The 18,186-nt window shown below is 64.2% G+C and carries 14 protein-coding genes and 1 tRNA gene; 7 read left to right on the top strand and 8 right to left on the bottom strand.

What is annotated here, in order from left to right; all coding sequences use genetic code 11:
* Positions 1 to 7 precede the first annotated feature (7 nt).
* The gene (ilvC, locus tag LZ016_RS04075; protein WP_241446022.1) at positions 8 to 988 is read left to right on the top strand and encodes a ketol-acid reductoisomerase; all 981 of its coding nucleotides are present in this window, start codon (positions 8 to 10) and stop codon (positions 986 to 988) included.
* On the opposite strand, the gene LZ016_RS04070 is transcribed toward ilvC, so the two are convergent.
* Complete coding sequence (locus LZ016_RS04070) at positions 985 to 1,173, bottom strand: hypothetical protein (protein ID WP_241446020.1); 189 nt, start codon at positions 1,171 to 1,173, stop codon at positions 985 to 987. The genes ilvC and LZ016_RS04070 overlap by 4 nt on opposite strands.
* A gap of 68 nt (positions 1,174 to 1,241) precedes the next feature.
* Positions 1,242 to 3,008 carry a DNA mismatch repair endonuclease MutL gene (gene mutL / locus LZ016_RS04065; RefSeq protein WP_241446019.1) on the bottom strand — a complete coding sequence of 589 codons (1,767 nt, stop codon included), beginning with the start codon at positions 3,006 to 3,008 and terminating at the stop codon, positions 1,242 to 1,244.
* A 155-nt stretch (positions 3,009 to 3,163) separates the two neighbouring features.
* On the opposite strand from mutL, the gene LZ016_RS04060 reads away from it, so the two are divergent.
* From LZ016_RS04060 to LZ016_RS04035, 6 genes are all read left to right on the top strand, one after another.
* Positions 3,164 to 4,207: a rod shape-determining protein gene (locus LZ016_RS04060; protein WP_192607281.1), complete on the top strand. Its 1,044-nt coding sequence runs from the start codon at positions 3,164 to 3,166 to the stop codon at positions 4,205 to 4,207.
* 12 nt (positions 4,208 to 4,219) lie between these two features.
* Positions 4,220 to 5,104, top strand: a complete 885-nt coding sequence (locus LZ016_RS04055; protein ID WP_241446018.1) for a rod shape-determining protein MreC — start codon at positions 4,220 to 4,222, stop codon at positions 5,102 to 5,104.
* Positions 5,104 to 5,622 (top strand): rod shape-determining protein MreD, encoded by a 519-nt coding sequence (locus tag LZ016_RS04050; RefSeq protein ID WP_241446017.1) that lies wholly within the window; start codon positions 5,104 to 5,106, stop codon positions 5,620 to 5,622. Before LZ016_RS04055 ends, LZ016_RS04050 begins: the two co-directional genes overlap by 1 nt.
* Positions 5,619 to 7,550: a penicillin-binding protein 2 gene (mrdA, locus tag LZ016_RS04045; protein WP_241446016.1), complete on the top strand. Its 1,932-nt coding sequence runs from the start codon at positions 5,619 to 5,621 to the stop codon at positions 7,548 to 7,550. Before LZ016_RS04050 ends, mrdA begins: the two co-directional genes overlap by 4 nt.
* Positions 7,547 to 8,659: a rod shape-determining protein RodA gene (gene rodA, locus LZ016_RS04040; protein ID WP_241446015.1), complete on the top strand. Its 1,113-nt coding sequence runs from the start codon at positions 7,547 to 7,549 to the stop codon at positions 8,657 to 8,659. The genes mrdA and rodA overlap by 4 nt, the downstream gene beginning before the upstream one ends.
* Positions 8,660 to 8,758: 99 nt before the next feature.
* A tRNA-Lys gene (locus LZ016_RS04035) sits at positions 8,759 to 8,834 on the top strand.
* Positions 8,835 to 8,844: 10 nt separating this feature from the next.
* Here the strand turns inward: LZ016_RS04035 and LZ016_RS04030 are convergent.
* From LZ016_RS04030 to LZ016_RS04005, 6 genes are read right to left on the bottom strand one after another with little or no spacing between them, the layout of a single operon-like run.
* Positions 8,845 to 11,103, bottom strand: a complete 2,259-nt coding sequence (locus LZ016_RS04030) for a beta-glucosidase family protein (protein ID WP_241446014.1) — start codon at positions 11,101 to 11,103, stop codon at positions 8,845 to 8,847.
* A 13-nt stretch (positions 11,104 to 11,116) separates the two neighbouring features.
* A complete protein-coding gene (locus LZ016_RS04025) occupies positions 11,117 to 11,965 on the bottom strand; it encodes a glycoside hydrolase family 16 protein (RefSeq protein WP_241446013.1) in 849 nt (282 codons plus the stop codon).
* A 15-nt stretch (positions 11,966 to 11,980) separates the two neighbouring features.
* Positions 11,981 to 13,279, bottom strand: coding sequence for a sugar MFS transporter (locus tag LZ016_RS04020; RefSeq protein WP_241446012.1), 1,299 nt, complete (start codon positions 13,277 to 13,279; stop codon positions 11,981 to 11,983).
* Complete coding sequence (locus LZ016_RS04015) at positions 13,276 to 14,703, bottom strand: glycoside hydrolase family 30 protein (RefSeq protein WP_241446011.1); 1,428 nt, start codon at positions 14,701 to 14,703, stop codon at positions 13,276 to 13,278. The genes LZ016_RS04020 and LZ016_RS04015 overlap by 4 nt, the downstream gene beginning before the upstream one ends.
* On the bottom strand, positions 14,700 to 16,196 hold the full coding sequence (locus tag LZ016_RS04010; RefSeq protein ID WP_241446010.1) for a tryptophan halogenase family protein: 1,497 nt from the start codon (positions 16,194 to 16,196) through the stop codon (positions 14,700 to 14,702). The genes LZ016_RS04015 and LZ016_RS04010 overlap by 4 nt, the downstream gene beginning before the upstream one ends.
* A 12-nt stretch (positions 16,197 to 16,208) precedes the next feature.
* On the bottom strand, positions 16,209 to 18,182 hold the full coding sequence (locus LZ016_RS04005) for a glycoside hydrolase family 3 protein (RefSeq protein ID WP_241446009.1): 1,974 nt from the start codon (positions 18,180 to 18,182) through the stop codon (positions 16,209 to 16,211).
* Between the last annotated feature and the right edge of the window lie 4 nt (positions 18,183 to 18,186).

The raw sequence follows: 18,186 nt of genomic DNA, 5'->3' as shown, positions 1-18,186 counted from the left end.
AGCCGTCATGGATATGCTGCACGACGGCGACATCGATGTTGCACCGCTATCGGGGAAGCGCGTTGCGATCCTCGGCTACGGGAACCAGGGCCGCGCGCAGGCGCTGAACCTGAAGGACAGCGGCGTGAATGTCGTCGTTGGCCTTCGCGGAGCCTCTGGAAGCGCGAATACCGCCGAAGAGGCAGGCCTTGAGGTCGGGCTGATAGAAGATGCGGTCGCCTCAGCGGACATCGTTATGTTCCTGGCGCCGGACGAAGTGCTCGGCAGCATCTACCGCGAAGTCGAGGCACGCATTCGCTACGGCGCAGCGATCGGCTTCAGTCACGGACTGGCAATCCACTTCGGCTTCATTCGTCCGCGAACGGACCTCGACGTCTTCCTCGTCGCTCCCAAGGGCCCAGGGAGCGCGCTCCGGTCTCTCTTCCAACAGCGGCGTGGAATGGTCGGCCTGTGGGCGATCGCGCACGATGCCAGCGGACATGCGCGAGAACTTGCGCTGGCCTACGGAAAGGCGATTGGCTGCGCCCGTGCCGGGCTGATCGCATCGACTTTCGCGGAGGAATGCGAAGCCGATCTGTTCAACGAGCAGGCGGTCGTCTGGGGAGCGGTGCCCGAGATCCTCATCGCCGGTTTCGAGACTCTCGTCGAGGGGGGAATCGCGCCGGAAGTGGCCTTCCTCGAGTGCGTCGGCGAACTGAAGCTGATCGCCGAGCTCATTGAGCAGCGAGGCATCGCCGGGATGCGCGAGGCCATCTCCAACACGGCAAAACTTGGCGCTGTTCTGGGCGGTCCACGCATCGTGGATGACAGCATCCGCGCGAAAATGCGCGAGGTGCTCGCTGAAGTTCGCAGCGGAAAGTTTGCGCAGGAACTCAAGGCGGAAGCCGACGCCGGCTATCCTCTGCTCGAAAAGGCGCGAGCCGAAGCAAGCGGTAAGACGGTCGAACAGGCTTTCAGGGCGCTGAAGGACGCCGAACCGCGTCCCTAGCCGATCTCCTCGGGAAGTTCGGTAATCCGAGCGCCCACGGAGGCGCGCTCGATGTAGACCCGCTGCAGCTTACGATGTGCCTCGGCGGCATCCGCATCCTCGGCGTGGAGAGCGAGCTCCATCTCTTCGGCAGCGCGCTGCGCGAAATAGGCGCGGTCGCCTGCGACGCCATTGAGATCGTCCATGTGCCGTCTCCTCCGGAGCCGCGACCCTAGCACTTCGAAACGCGCATGTCCCATCGAAAGCCCGGATTTCAGCGCCTTCCGAAGAGCTTCTCCATCTCGGCATGACCCAGCTTCACCCACGTTGGCCGACCATGGTTGCACTGCCCCGACCTCGGCGTGACCTCCATCTCCCGGAGAAGCGCGTTCATTTCGGCTACAGAGAGAACCCGCCCTGCCCTCACCGACCCGTGGCAGGCGATCGTAGCTGCGACGTGATCGAGCTTTTCCTGGAGCGAAAAGGCGCTTCCCAGCTCGGCAAGTTCCGCGCCCAAATCGGTCAGCAACTGCTTCACGTCGGTCTTGCCGAGCGCCGCGGGCGTGGCACGAACCAGCACAGCGGTCGGGCCGAACCGTTCGACTTCCAGCCCCATGCCCCACAGTTCCTGCGCCGCGCCCTCGATCCGGTCGCAGTCAGGTTCATCGAGCTCGACGACTTCCGGCATCAGCAGCGGCTGGCTGGCAGTCGTCCCACCTTCGCGCGCAGCACGCATCCTCTCCAGGACGAGACGCTCGTGCGCCGCGTGGTGGTCGACGATCACGAGCCCGTCCTCGGCTTCCGCGATGATGTAGGTCGCGGCCACCTGCCCCCGAGCGACCCCCAAGGGGTACTTGGGCACGTCGGCGACCGCGGGCTCGGCGCGCGCGGCCGGAGCATGGTCGAAAAGCGCACGTGCCTCAGCGACCATCGCCGCGGCCGCCAGGTTCGGTTCGAGCTCGATGGGCCGCACCGGTTCGGAGGGAGGTTCCGGCGGAGTGTAGTCCGCGCTGGTGGTCCAGAGGACCGGAGCGGCAGGCTGTTCGCGGGTCGCACTCCGCTGGCTCGCTTCGTCCAGGGCCGCGCGGAGACCGCCGACGATCAAGCCGCGCACTGCCGCGGGGTCGCGAAACCGGACCTCGGTCTTCGCCGGATGGACGTTCACGTCCACCTCGTCGAGCGGCACCGACAGGAACAGGGCCGCGATCGGATGACGGTCGCGGGCGATGAGGTCGCGATAGGCGCCCCGCAGCGCACCCACGAGAAGCCGGTCCTTCACGGGGCGTGCGTTGACGAACAGATATTGCTGGTCGGCAAGGCCGCGATTGAACGTCGGCAGACTAACCACGCCCGTCAGCCCGAGGCCATTGCGCTCGCAGTCAATGCCAATGCCATTGCGATCGAGCTCTGCCGCCAGAAGCTCCGCGACCCGCGTCGGCGGGGTCGTCGGCTGAAGGGAGAAAATACGACGCCCGTCATGCTCGATAGTAAAGGCGACATCGCTCCGCGCCATGGCCAGTCGCTTCACTGCATCGAGGCATGCTGCATATTCGCCACGCGGGCTGCGAAGAAACTTGCGCCGCGCCGGTACCTTTTCGAAAAGCCGCTCGACGCGGATACTGGTACCGGGCGGGAGCGACGCCGGCCCCTCGCCCATCAAGTTGCCGTGATCGATCTCGATCCGCCAGCCGTCCGCGCCGCGGACCCGGCTATCCAAGGTGAAATGAGACACGCTAGCAATCGAGGGCAGCGCTTCTCCGCGGAAGCCGAAGCTGGTGATGCGGTCCAGCCCGTCGTCCGGAAGCTTCGAGGTCGCATGCCGCTCTAGGGCGAGCCGCATTTCGTCGGGCGACATGCCGCATCCGTCGTCGACCACCTCGATGAGCTCGAGCCCGCCGGCCATGAGCCTGATTCGGATCGTTGCCGACCCGGCATCCAGCGCATTCTCAACAAGCTCCTTGAGGGCGCTCGCCGGGCGCTCTACGACCTCGCCAGCGGCGATGCGATTCACGAGCTCGGACGGCAGCCTTCTTATTGACATGTTAAGCATTCCTAGCCGATTACCACCGAGCCGGCGAAGCGCTGATTTGTCGCGAAAATTCAGTTTGCATTCAATGGGATGAGTTTAATCGTCGGTAAAGCGGTGGGGGGATGCTCCGCTGATCTAGCCGATTAAGGGCGAGAGACGGGGATAGAATGTTCTGGACGCGCTGGTTCAAATGGATGTCGCATGACATGGCGATCGATCTTGGGACCGCCAATACTCTGGTTTACGTACGCGGTCGCGGCATCGTCCTGAACGAGCCGTCGGTCGTCGCGATCGAAACCATCAATGGCGTGAAGAAGGTCAAGGCGGTCGGTGACGACGCCAAGCTGATGATGGGCAAGACGCCCGATCAGATCGAGGCCATCCGCCCGCTCCGCGACGGTGTCATTGCCGACATCGATGTCGCAGAGCAGATGATCAAGCACTTCATCCACAAGGTGCACGGCGGCAAGATGCGCGCTTGGCGCTTCCCGGAAATCGTGATCTGCGTCCCGTCGGGATCGACCTCGGTCGAGCGCCGCGCGATCCGCGACGCCGCTTCGAACGCCGGCGCCAGCGCCGTCTACCTGATCGAAGAGCCGATGGCCGCCGCGATTGGCGCAGACATGCCAGTAACCCAGCCGATCGGTTCGATGGTCGTCGATATCGGCGGCGGCACGACCGAAGTCGCGGTGCTATCGCTGCGCGGTCTTGCCTACACGACGTCGGTTCGCGTCGGCGGCGACAAGATGGACGAAGCGATCAGCTCCTACGTCCGCCGCAATCACAACCTTCTGATCGGCGAAGCCACGGCCGAGCGGATCAAGAAGGAAGTCGGCATTGCCAAGCCGCCGACGGACGGCATCGGCAAGACGGTTCACATCAAGGGCCGCGACCTTGTGAACGGTGTTCCCAAGGAAATCTCGATCAACCAGGGGCAGATTGCCGAAGCGCTTTCGGAGCCGGTCGGCACGATCGTCGAAGGCGTCCGCATCGCGCTCGAGAACACGGCGCCGGAACTTGCGGCGGACATCTGCGACCAGGGCATCGTGCTCACGGGCGGCGGTGCGCTGCTCCAGGGTCTCGACGAAGTTCTGCGGGACGAGACGGGCCTGCCTGTGACGGTCGCTGAGGATCCGCTGACCTGCGTTGCACTGGGCACCGGACGGGCGCTCGAGGAAGAGCAGTTCCGCGGCGTCCTGCAGACCGCCTAGAGGAATCAAGGAATGGCGGCGCCGGGGGGCCCTCGCCCAGGCTGGTCCCGGCGAGCACAGTACGGCCTGTTCTTCAGCTTCATCGCCGCCATCGCTGGCCTGGTGATCGGGCTCGCCCTGCTTGCCGTGTCTCTTGTCGCGCCAAAGACCTACGCCTCTGTTCGAGGCGCGGCGCTGGACGCCACGTCGCCGATCACCGGAGGCCTGAGGGAAGTCACCGCGACCGTCGCGGGCGTCTTTGGAGGTGCCGGCAATTATTGGGACGCCGCCACCCAGAACGCGAAGCTGAAGCGCGAACGCGAGCTGATGATCCAGCGGATCATCGAGGCGAAGGCCATTTCGCAGGAGAACCGCGAGCTGAAGGCGGCCCTCCAGCTCCGCGAACGTACCCGTGATCCCATCGCGACCGGGCGCATCGTGGGCTCCTCCTTCAGCAGCCCGAGGCGCTACGCCATCTTCTCGGCTGGCGGCTCGGATGGCGTTCGGGTCGGAATGCCCGTCCGCTCGCCCAAGGGCCTGATCGGCCGCGTCGTCGATTCGGGAGCGCTGGCTTCGCGAGTGCTCCTCGTTTCGGATCGCGCAAGCATCATTCCCGCCCGAATTCTCCGCACCGGCCAGCCGATCATCAGCCAGGGACGCGGCGACGGCACGGTGGACCTTCGCCCGCTGGAGGTCGGTCGGAACCCGTTCCGCCGCGGCGACATCGTCATCACGTCTGGCACGGGCGGCCTGTATCCGCCCCTCGTCCCCATCGCTCGCGTTGTTCGCCTGGACGACGACGGAGCCATTGCGCTTCCTCTCGCCGACCCCAGCTCCACAAGCTTCGCCATCGTCGAGCGGCCCTATGAGCCCGCGGCGGTCGCGGAAGAGGTCAGCGCCTCGGCTGAGGCGCCGTAATGGTCCGCGCCGCCCTTACGCAGCGAAACATCGGCAAAGGGCCAGTCACGGCGGCCGAATACATTCCTGCCGTGTCCGTCATGGCGGCATCGCTGCTGGCGGCTCTCCCGATCGTGTCGACGATCGGCTGGTTCCCCGACTTCGGTTTCGTAATGCTGGTCGCCTGGCGCTTGCTTCGCGCCGACGTGTGGCCAGCCTGGTGGGCAGCGCCCCTAGGACTTTTCAATGACTTGATGACGGGAAATCCGGTAGGGTTGTCCATTGCAGTCTGGACGGCGGCGATGCTCGCACTCGATATTGCGGACCGGCGCACCATGTGGCGCGGCTACTGGCTCGAATGGGCCATCGCCAGCTTGCTTCTGCTCGGGAACGAAGCCGCCGAGTGGCGCGTCGCCCAAATCCAGGGTGCCCCCCTGCCCTTCATCACGGTCATGCCTCCGCTGCTGCTCTCCATCCTCGCCTTTCCGATTGCGGCCTTCATCGTGTCCCGCCTCGACCGCTGGAGGCTTGGCCGATGAAGATGGAGCGGCGCTTCAACTCCGTTCACCAGACGATCACCTTCTCACGGCGGATGGCGATCACCGCGGGCGCGCAGGCGGCGATCGGCGCGGTGCTTCTCGGCCGCCTTTCGTGGCTGTCGGTTGCCCAAAACCAGAAATATCAGCTGATGAGCGAGAGCAATCGCGTTCAGCTGATCCCCGTTCCTCCGCGGAGGGGCTGGATCCTCGACCGCAACGGCAAGCCCATCGCGATCAACCGGTCGAGCTTCCGCGTCGACATTATTCCGCAGCAGTTGACAGATGCTTCAGGCGTCGTTGCGCAGTTGACGAGCATCATGAAGCTCCCGCCCGACGAGGTGGAGCGGATCACCCGCGAGCTGAAGGAGTCTCGCGGCTTCCAGCCGGTCTCAGTCGCGGAGAACATTCCTTACGAGCAATATGCGGCGATTACGGTTCGACTCCCGGACCTTGCCGGTGTCTCGGCCTCTCGCGGCTTTACGCGCTACTATCCGGCGGCCTCGGCTGTCGGCCAACTTATTGGCTATGTCGGCACGGCCAACGCCAAGGAATATGAGAAGGAAGACAAGAACCCGCTGCTGCTGATCCCCGGCGTGAAGATCGGCAAAGAGGGTCTTGAAAAGACGCTGGAAATGCGACTCCGCGGAGAGCCGGGAGGGCAGCGCGTCGAGGTCACCGCGCGCGGCAAGCTGGTCAAGGAACTGGATCCCAAGCCTGACCGAAGCGGCCATTCTGTCCAGCTGACCATCGATTCCGATCTACACACGTTCGCCGCCCGGCGCATCGGCGACCATTCGGGCTCGGTGGTCGTACTCGACGTACACACCGGCGACATCCTCGCCATGCCGTCCATGCCGTCTTTCGATCCCAACGCCTTCTCGGACGGAATCAGCAGCAACGAATGGAAAATGCTATCGCAAGACGACCACCTCCCCCTCGTCGACAAGGTTTTGGAGGGTCTCTACCCCTCAGGATCGACCATCAAGCCGTTGATGGCGCTCGCGCTTCTGAAAGCCGGCGTCGATCCGAGCCGCAAGGTAGTCTGCAACCGCGCCTACCCTCTCGGCAATCACGTCTTCCACTGCGACGCGCGGCATGGCCCTGTGAACCTTGAGGATGCCGTGATTCGGAGTTGCGACATCTATTTCTACGACACCTGCCGCCGCGTGGGCGTCGAGGCCTTCGCCCCCCTCATCAAGGAGATGGGCTTCGGCCAGAAGTTCGACATGCCGTTCGACTTCCAGCGCTACGGTACCGTCCCCGATCCGGACTGGATGCGGCGGAAGTACCACCGCGACTGGCAGACATACGACACCATCAACATGTCGATCGGCCAGGGCAACGTGCTCATCAATCCGCTCCAGCTCGCGGTGGCGGCCGCCCGGGTAGCCAGCGGCCGCCACGTCGTGCCGCGCCTGTTGCGGGAAAGAGGCACGCCGAATTTCGCTCCGATCGACGCCCCCGCGGAGCATCTTGAATTCGTGCGTCGCGCGATGGGGGGCGTCGTTCAGCGCGGAACGGCGGCGGCGGCCAAGCTCCCGCTCGATACCGTGCAGATGGCGGGCAAGACTGGGACCGCGCAGGTTCGCCGGATCACAATGGCAGAGCGCAACAGCGGCGGCGTCCGCTCGAATGAAAGCCTGGCCTGGCGAATGCGCGATCACTCGCTCTTCATGGCCTTCGCTCCAGTGGAAAACCCCCGCTACGCGGCCGCCACAATCATCGAGCACGGCGGCTTCGGTGCTCAGGTCGCCGCTCCGCTAATCCGCGACACGATGCTCTACCTCTTCGACAAGCAGAAGGCGCTCGCGAACCTGGCCGCGTTCGAGGAGTCGATTGGCGGATCGCTGGAAGCACGGGTCGCGCGGAAAGCCGCGGCCTGGCGCTCGGCGAATGGCCTGCCGCCGCTTCCGGTATCGAGCACATGATTACCTCGGCGATCATCCCGCAACCTCTTGCGAAGCTGCCGTGGCGCCTGATCTTCCTGATCGGCGGCATTGCGACGATCGGGATCATGACCCTCTATTCGGCCGCCGGCGGAGCGATCCAGCCGTGGGCGCTGAAGCAGGCGATCACCTTCATGGTCTTCCTGGCGATCGCGGTCGCCATGTCGTGGACCAAAGAATCCACCATCAAAAGCGTGGCCTTCCCCCTGTACGCGGCGGTGATCGTCATGCTGGTCTTCGTCGAGGCCTTGGGCTTCGTCGGCAAGGGCGCGCAGCGTTGGCTCGACCTGGGCTTCATTCGGCTCCAACCGAGCGAATTCATGAAGCCGGGCATCGTGCTGGTCCTCGCGCGCTTCTACGAACTCCTTCCAGCGGGCGACATTCGAAGCTGGCGTGCGATCTGGCCCGCAGCGGCCCTGATCGGCCTCCCGGCAGGGCTGATCATTCTTCAGCCCGACCTTGGAACGGCGCTGATGATCACCTTCATCGGCGTCACGGTCATGTTCATCGCCGGTGTGCCGCTGCGGGTGTTCCTGATCCCCGGCGGAGCGCTCGCGGTCGCCATTCCGCTCGTTTACCAGCTGCTCCACGGTTATCAGCGCAAGCGGATCGACATCTTTCTCGACCCCGAAAGCGATCCGCTCGGCGCCGGTTATCACATCACCCAGTCGAAGATCGCCATCGGATCCGGCGGTATCTTCGGGAAAGGCTACCTCAACGGCAGCCAGAGCCACCTCGACTATCTTCCCGAAGGCCACACCGACTTCGTCTTCGCGACAATGGTCGAGGAATGGGGCCTCCTCGGCGGAGCACTCCTCATTTTCGCCTTCGCCTTCGTTATCCGCTGGGGAATGCGGGTCGCTAACAATGCGCGCAGCCGCTTCGCTCAGCTCACGGCCGCGGGATTATCGGCGACGATCTTCTTCTACGTAGCCATCAACCTGATGATGGTGATGGGCCTCGCTCCCGTCGTCGGCGTGCCGCTTCCGCTCGTCAGCTTCGGCGGGTCGGCGGTGATGACCGTAATGCTGTGCCTGGGTATCCTGATGGCGCTGGAGCGACAGCAGCGGACGACCTCGCGACTTCTTTAGCCGGAGTTGCAATCCCCCGGTTGCGCAGCAAGTTTCGCCATGCTACCGGCCACGCCGCTCAAGGCGCAATTGCCGCCGGAGCATCCGCCGAATGGCAGTGGACGCATAGCTCAGTTGGTAGAGCAGCTGACTCTTAATCAGCGGGTCCTAGGTTCGAGCCCTAGTGCGTCCACCATTTTCTCCTCTCAGCTCGCAGCGCCGGTAGCGGCGCTCCAGACGCTGTCGGGCAGCGTGACTGGCACGGTCTGCATTTCGCCGTCGGAGGACTGCCCGAGCCTTAGCTCGTAGGTCCCTGCGCGGATGTGCCAATTGTTCTCCGCCGCTTCGTATGTCGCCAACAAGCGAGGATCCACCGTCAGCTCGAATCGCTTGCTCTGGCCAGGCTTGAGACTTGCCTTGGCGAAAGCGACGAGTCTCCTTGGCGCTTCCCAGCCGACCTTCTTCCAGTCTTGGGGCGAAACATAGACCTGCGCCACGCCGCTACCGGCGCGCTTGCCGGTGTTGCGGATGGAGAAGCTGAGCTTGATGCCCTTTCCGTCCGGCTGAGCGGTCAGGTCCGACAGGCCGAAGCTCGTGTAGCTGAGCCCGTGGCCGAACGCCCACAGCGGTTTGTAGCCCTTCACGTCGTACCATTTGTATCCGATGGCGGCGCCCTCATCGTAGGTGATGTGGGCTGGCGTCCCATCGGGCGATCCGCGGCCGGGCAATTGCGGATGCGCGAGCTGGTCGAGCGATGCCGGGAAGCTGATCGGCAGATGGCCCGACGGGTTCACCTTGCCAGTCAATGTCCGAGCAATTGCAGCGCCACCCCGGATGCCAGGATAGAATGCTTCGAGGATGGTGGGCACCTGGGAGGCCCATGGCATGAGCACCGCTCCGCCTGTTTCCAGCACGACGATCGTCTTTGGGTTGGCTTGCGCAACCGCAGCGATCAGGGCGTCCTGATTGTTTTGGAGCTCCAGGTCGCCGTCCCAACCCTCGGTATTGTGCTGCGTCACGAAGACGATAGCGACGTCGGCGGCTGCTGCGGCTGCGGCGGCGGCTGCCGGGTCGGTCCCGCCATCGAAGCTGATCTTCGCTCTCGGCAGTTCGCGCTTGAGCTCCGCCAGGGGCGCCGACGGCATGTAGGTATGCTTGTCGATCAGGATCGCGCCGCCCACCGGCGTCACGTCCGACGAACCGCCACCGGCGATGACGCCGCGGTCCGCGTTTCCGCCAATAACGGCGATCGTTTTTACACCACGCAGGGGCAGCAAGCCGCCTTCGTTCTTGAGGAGGACCATCGAGGCTTCCGCCGCGGCCTGCGAGACCTTCGCATGGGCCGCATAGTCGATCGGCGCAGCCTTCACCGGATTGTCCACGGCGCCCTTCGCATAGAGCGCCCACAGGATGCGCTCGACCATGTCGTCCAAGCGTCGTTGCGAGAGCTCGCCCGACTGCAATGCGGCCTTGATCGCGGGCGGCGCGAACCATGGCTTGTCGCCGACGCAGCAGAAGCCGGTGAACTGGTCGAGGCCGTCGTTCGCCGACAGGGTTGAGTGGACCGCGCCCCAATCACTCATGACGAAGCCCTTGAAGCTCCAATCGCGCTTCAAAACCTTGTTGAGCAGGTAGTCGTTCTCACAGCCCCAGCGGCCGTTGATGAGGTTGTAGGAGCACATCACCGATCCGGGCTTGCCGCGCTCCATGGCGAGCTCGAATGCCAGAAGGTCGGATTGCCGCATGGCCTCGGCCGAAATGGTCACGTCCACGCTCGTACGAAGGGTCTCGGCGTCGTTCACGGCATAGTGCTTGATCGTAGAGACGATGTCGTTGGACTGGATACCGTCTATGAGTGCGCCGGCCATCATTCCGGCGAGCAGCGGATCTTCCCCGACATATTCGAAATTGCGGCCGTTCCTGGGCTCTCGCGCCAGGTTCACGCCCCCGGACAGCATCGTGTTGTGCCCTGTCGCCCGCGTCTCTGCGCCGATCATGACGCCGCCGGCACGAACGACCTCAGGATCGAAGCTGGCCGCCGTCGCGAGCGATGATGGCAAGGCCGTGCTCGGGATGAGGCTGTTGCGAACGCCGATGGAGGCGTCGGTCTGCGTCTGGTCCGGAATGCCGAGGCGCGCGACACCCGGGACGAAGCCCGCCGAGCCCTTGACCGCACGGGTCTGAATCGCGGCCTTGAGCTCCGGCGAGACGATCTCGTCAGGAACCTTCGCGACGTCGGTCACGGCCTGATCGGAATAGCCGAAGATCAGTCTCAGCTTCTCGTCTAGCGTCATCGCGCCGACGGCCGCCTTCGCCCGTTCCTCAGGTGAAAGCTTGGGATTGAGCCAGGGTTGGTCCGAATCGGTCGCGGCCGGCTGAGCAGCCGCCGCTTTTTGGCCAATCGCCTGAGCTGAGATGGAAAGCGCGACAGCGGCGGTCGCAAGCAACGCAATAGTCTTTCCCACGAACATCTCCCTGTTACCCGCGCTCGCCCGGCGCCACCTGCCACACACGAAAATAATCGACCTCCATGCGCTGAGGCATGGCGGCATCATCGATCCCCTTGGCCCCTGCCCAATCGCCGCCGATGGCGAGGTTGAGGATCATCTTGAACGGCGTGTCGAAGGGCCAGGCGCCCTTCCCTCCCGGCTGGTCGTTGCGCACCCGTAGGATACCGCGATCGTCGACGCCGATGGTGATCGAGTCCGGCCTCCAGTCGAGCTGGTAGCGGTGGAACTCACTGCAGCTCGTCGGCAGCAGCTTCTGGGCGCTGCGCTGGGTCTTCTTCACGTGATTGAAGAGGCCAGTGTGAAGCGAAGCGTAGATCAGGTTCGGTTCCGCCCCGACCTGCTCCATGATGTCGATCTCGCCGTCATCGGGCCACGTCTTCATGTCGACCGGGAGCATCCAGATCGCCGGCCAGCTGCCCCGGGCGCAGGGGAGCTTCGCACGAACTTCATAGAATCCGTAGGTCCACCCCGGTCCCTTCGAATAGATGCGCGCCGACGTGTAATCCTGACCTCCCCAGTCGGGGAATTTCGCGGGATCGAGCTTCTCGTGCCGCGCCTCGATCGTCAGGACGCCGTTCGCGACGCGAATGTTCTCGGGCCGTCCCGCTGAATAATATTGGCGCTCCTTGTTGAACCAGCCCTGCTTGTTGAAGGCGGTGTCATACACCCAGCGCGCTTGATCCAGCGCATGCCCTTCGAATTCATCAGCCCACACGAGGCGAGCATCCGCGGGACGCTCGACCCGACCGTCATAGGAGGCGTTGGTGACCGTAAAGGTCGATTGGCCGGCAAGGAGAAGGAGCATGAGCGGCGACATGAGCAATCTCCAGTCTTAAGGCAGTGGCGAGCCGGCGACGGCTGGCTCCACGCCAGCCTCACCCCAGCTCTCGTTGCGAGATGACAGTGCGAACAATGCGATGAACAGATACGCGAGCAGCGGAATCGCGAAGGCGGCCCCCAAACCGAGCTGATCGGCGAGCGTGCCGACGCAGATCGGCAGGAGCGCGCCTCCGAAGATCGCCAGGCACAGCAGGCCAGACGTGGCGCTTTGGGAGACGCCGGAGCGTTCGAGCGTGATCGTGAAGATCGTGGGGAACATGATCGAATTGAAGAGGCCGATCGACAGGGCGGCATAGCCCGCCTGCGGCCCGTCGCTTGCGAGAACAACGACGCAGAGAAGCCCCGCGGCAAGGCCGCAGGCCGTCAGGAGCCGCGAGGCGCGAACCCTTGTCAGCAAGAGCGTGCCAATAATCCGCCCGCACAGCGCGCCGCCCCAATAGAAATTGGCGAGATGGCCGCCGGCGTCCTCGAAGGACAGCCCAAGCACGTGCGGCTGGTTGAGGAAGTTGATCATGATGCTGCCAACCGACACCTCGGCGCCGACGTAAAGCCCGATGGCGATTGCGCCGAAGATGGCCCAACGCGACCGCAGCGCCTCGAACATGCCTGCGGGAACCGGAGGCGGTTGATGAGGCGCTACCTCCGCCAGGAACCGCCTGATCAGCGCGAATAGCAGAAGCAAGGCACCGAGAAGGGTCGCCATCATGATGAAGGCGCGGTCGACGGCTTGGAGGACCTCACCCCGGCTCGCGACAGACATCGCGCCATGCCCTCCCGACTGCAAAGCCGGATCGCCGAGCATTACCAGCGACCCGAAATGAACGCCGATGACCACGCCCAGCGAGTTGAAGGCTTGCGCGAAGTTTAGGCGGAAGTGGGTGCGCTTCTGAGGACCAAGGTCGGCTGCAAGCGGATTGGCCGCGACCTGCAAGGCCGTGAATCCGGAGGCGAGCACGAATAGCGCTCCGAGGATCGGCCAGAAGGCTCCGAAGTTCGTGCTGAAAACCACGAGCAGGCAGCCGCCGGCCATCACCGCCAACGCCCCCAGGATCATGTCGACCGGGCCGATGCGGCTGGTGAGCCAGGCGGCGGGCAGCGACAGGATCCCGTAGGCTAGGAAGAAGACGATCTGCGTGAGCAGAGCCTCGGTGTAGTTCAAGCTGAAGGCGGCGCGCAGGGCAACGATCAGCGGATCGTTGTTCGACGTGATGAAGCCCCAGGCAAAGAAGAGCGTGGTGACCGCCGCGAAGGCGAGGAAGGTGCGCTGCCTGTCGTCGGTCGCCGCGGTCACTTTGCGCCGCTTGGCGCGCTCCAGCGCAGGGTCGCGACCGCGCCGCCTGGAAGCGTGACCGTGTAGCGCTGACCGTCGAGCACCAGCGTCGTCGGTCCATCGCCCGACTTGCGGTGGAGGATTACGACGCGGCTGCCGTCCGTGTTGAGGAAGGCGGCTGCCTCGACGGAGTCGTCCTTGCTGGCGGCGGCCACCCTGTAGGCGCCCGGAAGCACGAAGCGGCTCGCGTGACCCAGCACGTAATATTCGACGTTGCGCGTGACTGCTCCCGTCGCCGGATCGATCGTCACGACGCCCCGGCAATCCCCGCAGCCGCCCTTGTGCGGACCATGCGCTGGATCGAGCGCCAGGTTCCAAAGGAGCGTGCCGCGTGACCAATTGTTGGCGCCTCCGATGATCAGCTTGCTGGTCATCCAACCCAGCGTCTCGCCAAATTTCGGCTGCCATTCCCCGCCGGAGCATTCGGTGAACCAGACGTCCTTGTCGGGGAATGCGTCATGCACCTGGGACTGCGCCGGAACGTCGCCTTCGTAGCAATGCCATGCGACTCCCGAGACGTACTTCCGTGCCACCGGGTCCGACAGCACGGTCCACGGCATCTCCGGATTGTCCCAGTTATGGTCGTAATCGAGAATCTGCGTCTTGAGCCCGCGAGCGCGGAAGACGGGCCCAACATGGCGCCCAATGATGATCGCGCGATCCGGCGAGTTCACGCGCATGCCCGGATAGTCGGCCGGCTCGAAGTCCGGCTCATTCTGGATCGTCAGCATCGAGACGCGCACGCCCTCGCGGCCAAACTCCTCGACGACGCGCGCCAGGTAATTGGCAAAGGCGGGATAATGTTCGGGTGCCAGCTGCCCCTTGATCAGGCTCTTGCTGGTCTTCATCCACGCGGGCGCGCTCCATGGGCTGATCATCACCTTGAGATCGGGATTGATCGCCAGCGCCTCGCGCGTGCGCGGCAGGACGAAACGGCGCGCGTAATCGATCGAGAAATGCCGGAGCTCAGGATCGGGTGAATTATCCGGCGTGTCGTCGTAGCTGTAGTGATCGGGCGAGAAGTCGGATGCTCCGACGGTCAGCCGCGTAAAGGACAATCCCAGCCCATTGGGTCCCCGCCCGAAAAGCTCCATCATCAGCGCCTTGCGCTGGTCCTCGGGCAAGCCGCTGATCAGCTGCGCCGAACCATCGGTGATCGCTGCCCCGAAGCCGTGCATCCTCTGGAAGCGCTCTGACGTATCGACGATCAGGCTTTCGCCACCGGTTGCGGGACCCTGCGGCTCAACCGCCGGCTGCTGTGTCAGCTTTTGCGTCTCGTCCGCCGTTGTCAGCCAAACATCAGCAGACTGAGGAGGGCCGAGCGAGATGCTCGTGCAGCCGGCGAGCGACAGCGCCGCCAGCGCAGCCGTAACGAGGCGCCTCAAGAGACCGGCTCCGCGGGGCAGAACTTCTGCACGAAATCCGAGTGTGAGGGCATGACGTCAACGCAGCGGTCGATGGTCGCGGCGATGTTGCCGAGGAATTGTTCGATCTGCGCGTCGCTCTTGATTGCAACCAGCGGGTCGCAGGAGCGCGGGATCACGCCTTGTCCGATGAAGACTTGGATCCAGCTTTCCTCGCTGAACAATTCCTCGTCCTCGCGGAAGACGCGCCCGTTGGATTTCCACAGGTCGATCTTCCGCTGCAGCGTGTCGGGCAACTCCATCGTCCGGCAGTAGCGCCAGAAGTCCGAGTCATCGCGTTCGGTCGCGCAATAGTGCAGTACGATGAAGTCGCGGATGCGCTCCCATTCGAAGTCCGACTGGCGGTTGAACTCCTCGATCGTCGCCTGGTCCGTCGCGCGATCCGGGAACAGCCGCACGAGGCGGATAGCTGCCGACTGGACTAGGTGAAGGCTCGTCGATTCCAGCGGCTCGAGGAACCCGGCGGCAAGACCGATGGCGACGCAGTTGCGATTCCACATCTTGCGCCGCTTACCAGCAGTGAAGCGCAGCTTGTTCGGGTCCGCGAGTTGTTCGCCGTCCAGGTTCGACAGCAGTAGCTTCTCGGCGGAGTCGTCGTCGATATGGCGGCTCGAATAGACCAGACCGTTGCCCGTCCGGTGCTGCAGGCCAATGCGCCATTGCCATCCGCTTTCCCGCGCCGTCGAGCGCGTGAGCGGGATCAGCGGGTCGGTACGCGTGCAAGGAACCGCCATCGCGCGGTCACAGGGAAGCCAGTGGCTCCAATCCTCGTATCCGGTCTTGAGCGTCTGCTCGATCAGCAATGCGCGGAAGCCGGAACAATCGATGAAGAAATCCGCCTCGATCCGGCGATCGTCTTCAAGCCGGACAGCAGCGATGTCGCCGTTGTCGTGCATCTCGACGTCGAGGATCTTCCCCTCGGTGCGCTTGACGCCGTGCTGCTCGGCGAAGCTCCGCAGATATTTTGCGTAGAGCGAGGCGTCGAAGTGAAAGGCGTGGGCGATGTGGCCGATCGGCGAGTCCGCCATGTCGGGACGTGCGCGCATGAACTTATTCTTCAACGCCGCGGCGCAGTTGATCGAATAAGCGGAAAAGTCGCGCGCCCTGCCCCGTTCGTTCGCGCGAAGCCAGTAATGGTGGCAGCGGAGCCACTCCCAGTCCTGCCCGATGACGCCGAAGGCATGGATGTAGGTGTGACCCTGCTTCAACCAGTCGACGAACTCGATGCCCAGCTTGAAGGTGGCCTGGGTGCGCTGCATGAACTCGGCTTCGTCGAGCGCGAGCAGTTCATTGTACTTCTTGATCGCCGGAATGGTGGCTTCGCCGACGCCCACCGTTCCGATGGCTTCGCTCTCGACCAGCTCGACATCGTAGAGGCCCTGGAAGAGCTTCCCCATCAACGCGGCGGTCATCCATCCGGCTGAGCCGCCACCAACGATCAGAATCTTGCGCATGCGTCCTTGGTGCTAACGGCTTTCTGCGGGGCAGACCATCGTGACGGCGGCCTCGGGAAGCTTGCCCAGGTTGGACGAGCTCGACAGCGACAGTCCGTAACCCCGGGCGAACTGGAAACCGCCGTGTTGCGGCATGCAGTCGCCTGCGGGCCAGTCGAACGGAAGCTTGCCGGTGAAGTCGTACGCCGCATTACCGGACTGTCCCGCGAGCAGAAGGTCGGTGATGCCGAGTCCTTCCGTTCCCGGAAGCCAGGCAGCCACAAACGCATCGGACCGGTTGATCAGGTCGTTCGCCGCAACCGGGCGTCCCGAATACAGTACCGTGACGACCGGGACGCCCTTGCCGCTGACGCGATCGAGTGCCGCGAGATCGTTCGGATACCGAGCGGAGTGGCGCATCGAAGCGGGGAATTTGATATCCCCGGCACCCTCTGCATACGGCTTTTCCGCAGCCACGAAGACGACTGCGTTGTAGCGTCGAACATCGACGTTGGAGCCGTCCGCGCTGTAATCCACATCCCCTGAACCGAGCTTCTTGCGCATCGCGGCGAGCAAGGTGTCGGCGTTCGGGTAATCCGAGGTCCTGGTGTTGTCGCCCTGCCAGGTCAGCGACCAACCGCCCGACTGCATCGGAAGGCTGTCCGCGGCTTGGCCGACGACGAGGACCTTGCCCGTGCGGCGCAGCGGCAGGACACCGTTGTCGTTCTTCAGCAACACGAGCGACTTGCGCACGGCTTCGCGCGACAGATCCCGCACCGCTTGCGAATGCATGACCGACGCGTCTGGATGCGGATCGGCAGCCGGGGACGCATCGAAAAGCCCCGAACGAAGCTTCACACGGATGATCCGGGTCACGGCATCGTCGATCCGGCTCATCGGAATTCGGCCGGACCGCACGTCGTCAACGGTGGTGGCGATGAACTGCTTCCAGTCGTCCGGCACCATGATCATGTCGATGCCGGCATTGATCGCCTGCGGGCAGTGCGACTTGGTGCAGCCCGGCACTTCCTCGACGCCGTTCCAGTCGCTGACCACGAGACCGTCGAAGCCCAGCTGCTGCTTGAGCACGCCACCGACAAGGTGGGCGTTACCATGCATCTTGCCCCAGGCCTGGCCGGAGGCGGTGTCCGTGAAGCTGGAGTAGCTCACCATCACCGTCTGCACGTTCGCACGCAGCGCGCCGTAGTAGCCGGCGCCGTGCGTGCGCGCGAGATTGGCTTCGCTGGTCCGGGTCTCGCCGCGATCGACTCCGTGCCAAGTGCCGCCATCGCCAAGCCAGTGCTTGGCCGTCGCGAGGACCGACGTGGACGAACCGAGCTGGCCCTGAAGACCGCGCACCATCGCCTCGCCATAACCGCGGATTAGCTCTGGGTCGGAACTGTAGCTTTCGTACGTGCGGCCCCAGCGCGGGTTCTGAACTACTGCAAGCGTCGGCGCGAAGGCCCATGTGATCCCCGTCGCCCGCACCTGCTCCGCGGTCGCCCGTCCGATCCGCTCCATCAGCTGCGGGTCGTGCGCGGCGCCAAGGCCGATGTTGTGCGGGAAGAGCGTCGCGCCGTAGACGTTATTGTGCCCATGCACGGCGTCTGTGCCCCAGACGACGGGAATCTGGACCGGCATGTCGGTCGACATCGACGCGCGGTAGAAAGCGTCCGACAGCTTAAGCCAATCGCCGACGCTCGAATGCATGTTCATCGCAGGCCATGCGCCGCCGCCGTTCAGGATCGACCCGATGTAGAACCGCCGTACGTCGTCGGGCGTGACCGACCGGATGTCCGGCTGGGTCATCTGGCCGATCTTTTGCTCGAGCGTCATTCCCGCGACGATCGAGCGAACTCTGGCCTCCAGCGCCGCATCCGCGGGGGAAGCGGATGCGACGCGTGAAGGCCATGGTGCCGAAACCGTCTCGCACGACGCCAGAAGCGTCGCCGAAAGGCAAAGCAGGACCTTTGGCCCGTGCTTTCGGACCTTCGACACAACAGTCATGAGT

Source organism: Sphingomonas telluris, assembly GCF_022568775.1.
Taxonomy (GTDB): domain Bacteria; phylum Pseudomonadota; class Alphaproteobacteria; order Sphingomonadales; family Sphingomonadaceae; genus Sphingomicrobium; species Sphingomicrobium telluris.
The sequence above is the reverse complement of the archived record's forward strand: the minus strand, read 5'-3'. Positions and strand labels throughout refer to the sequence as shown.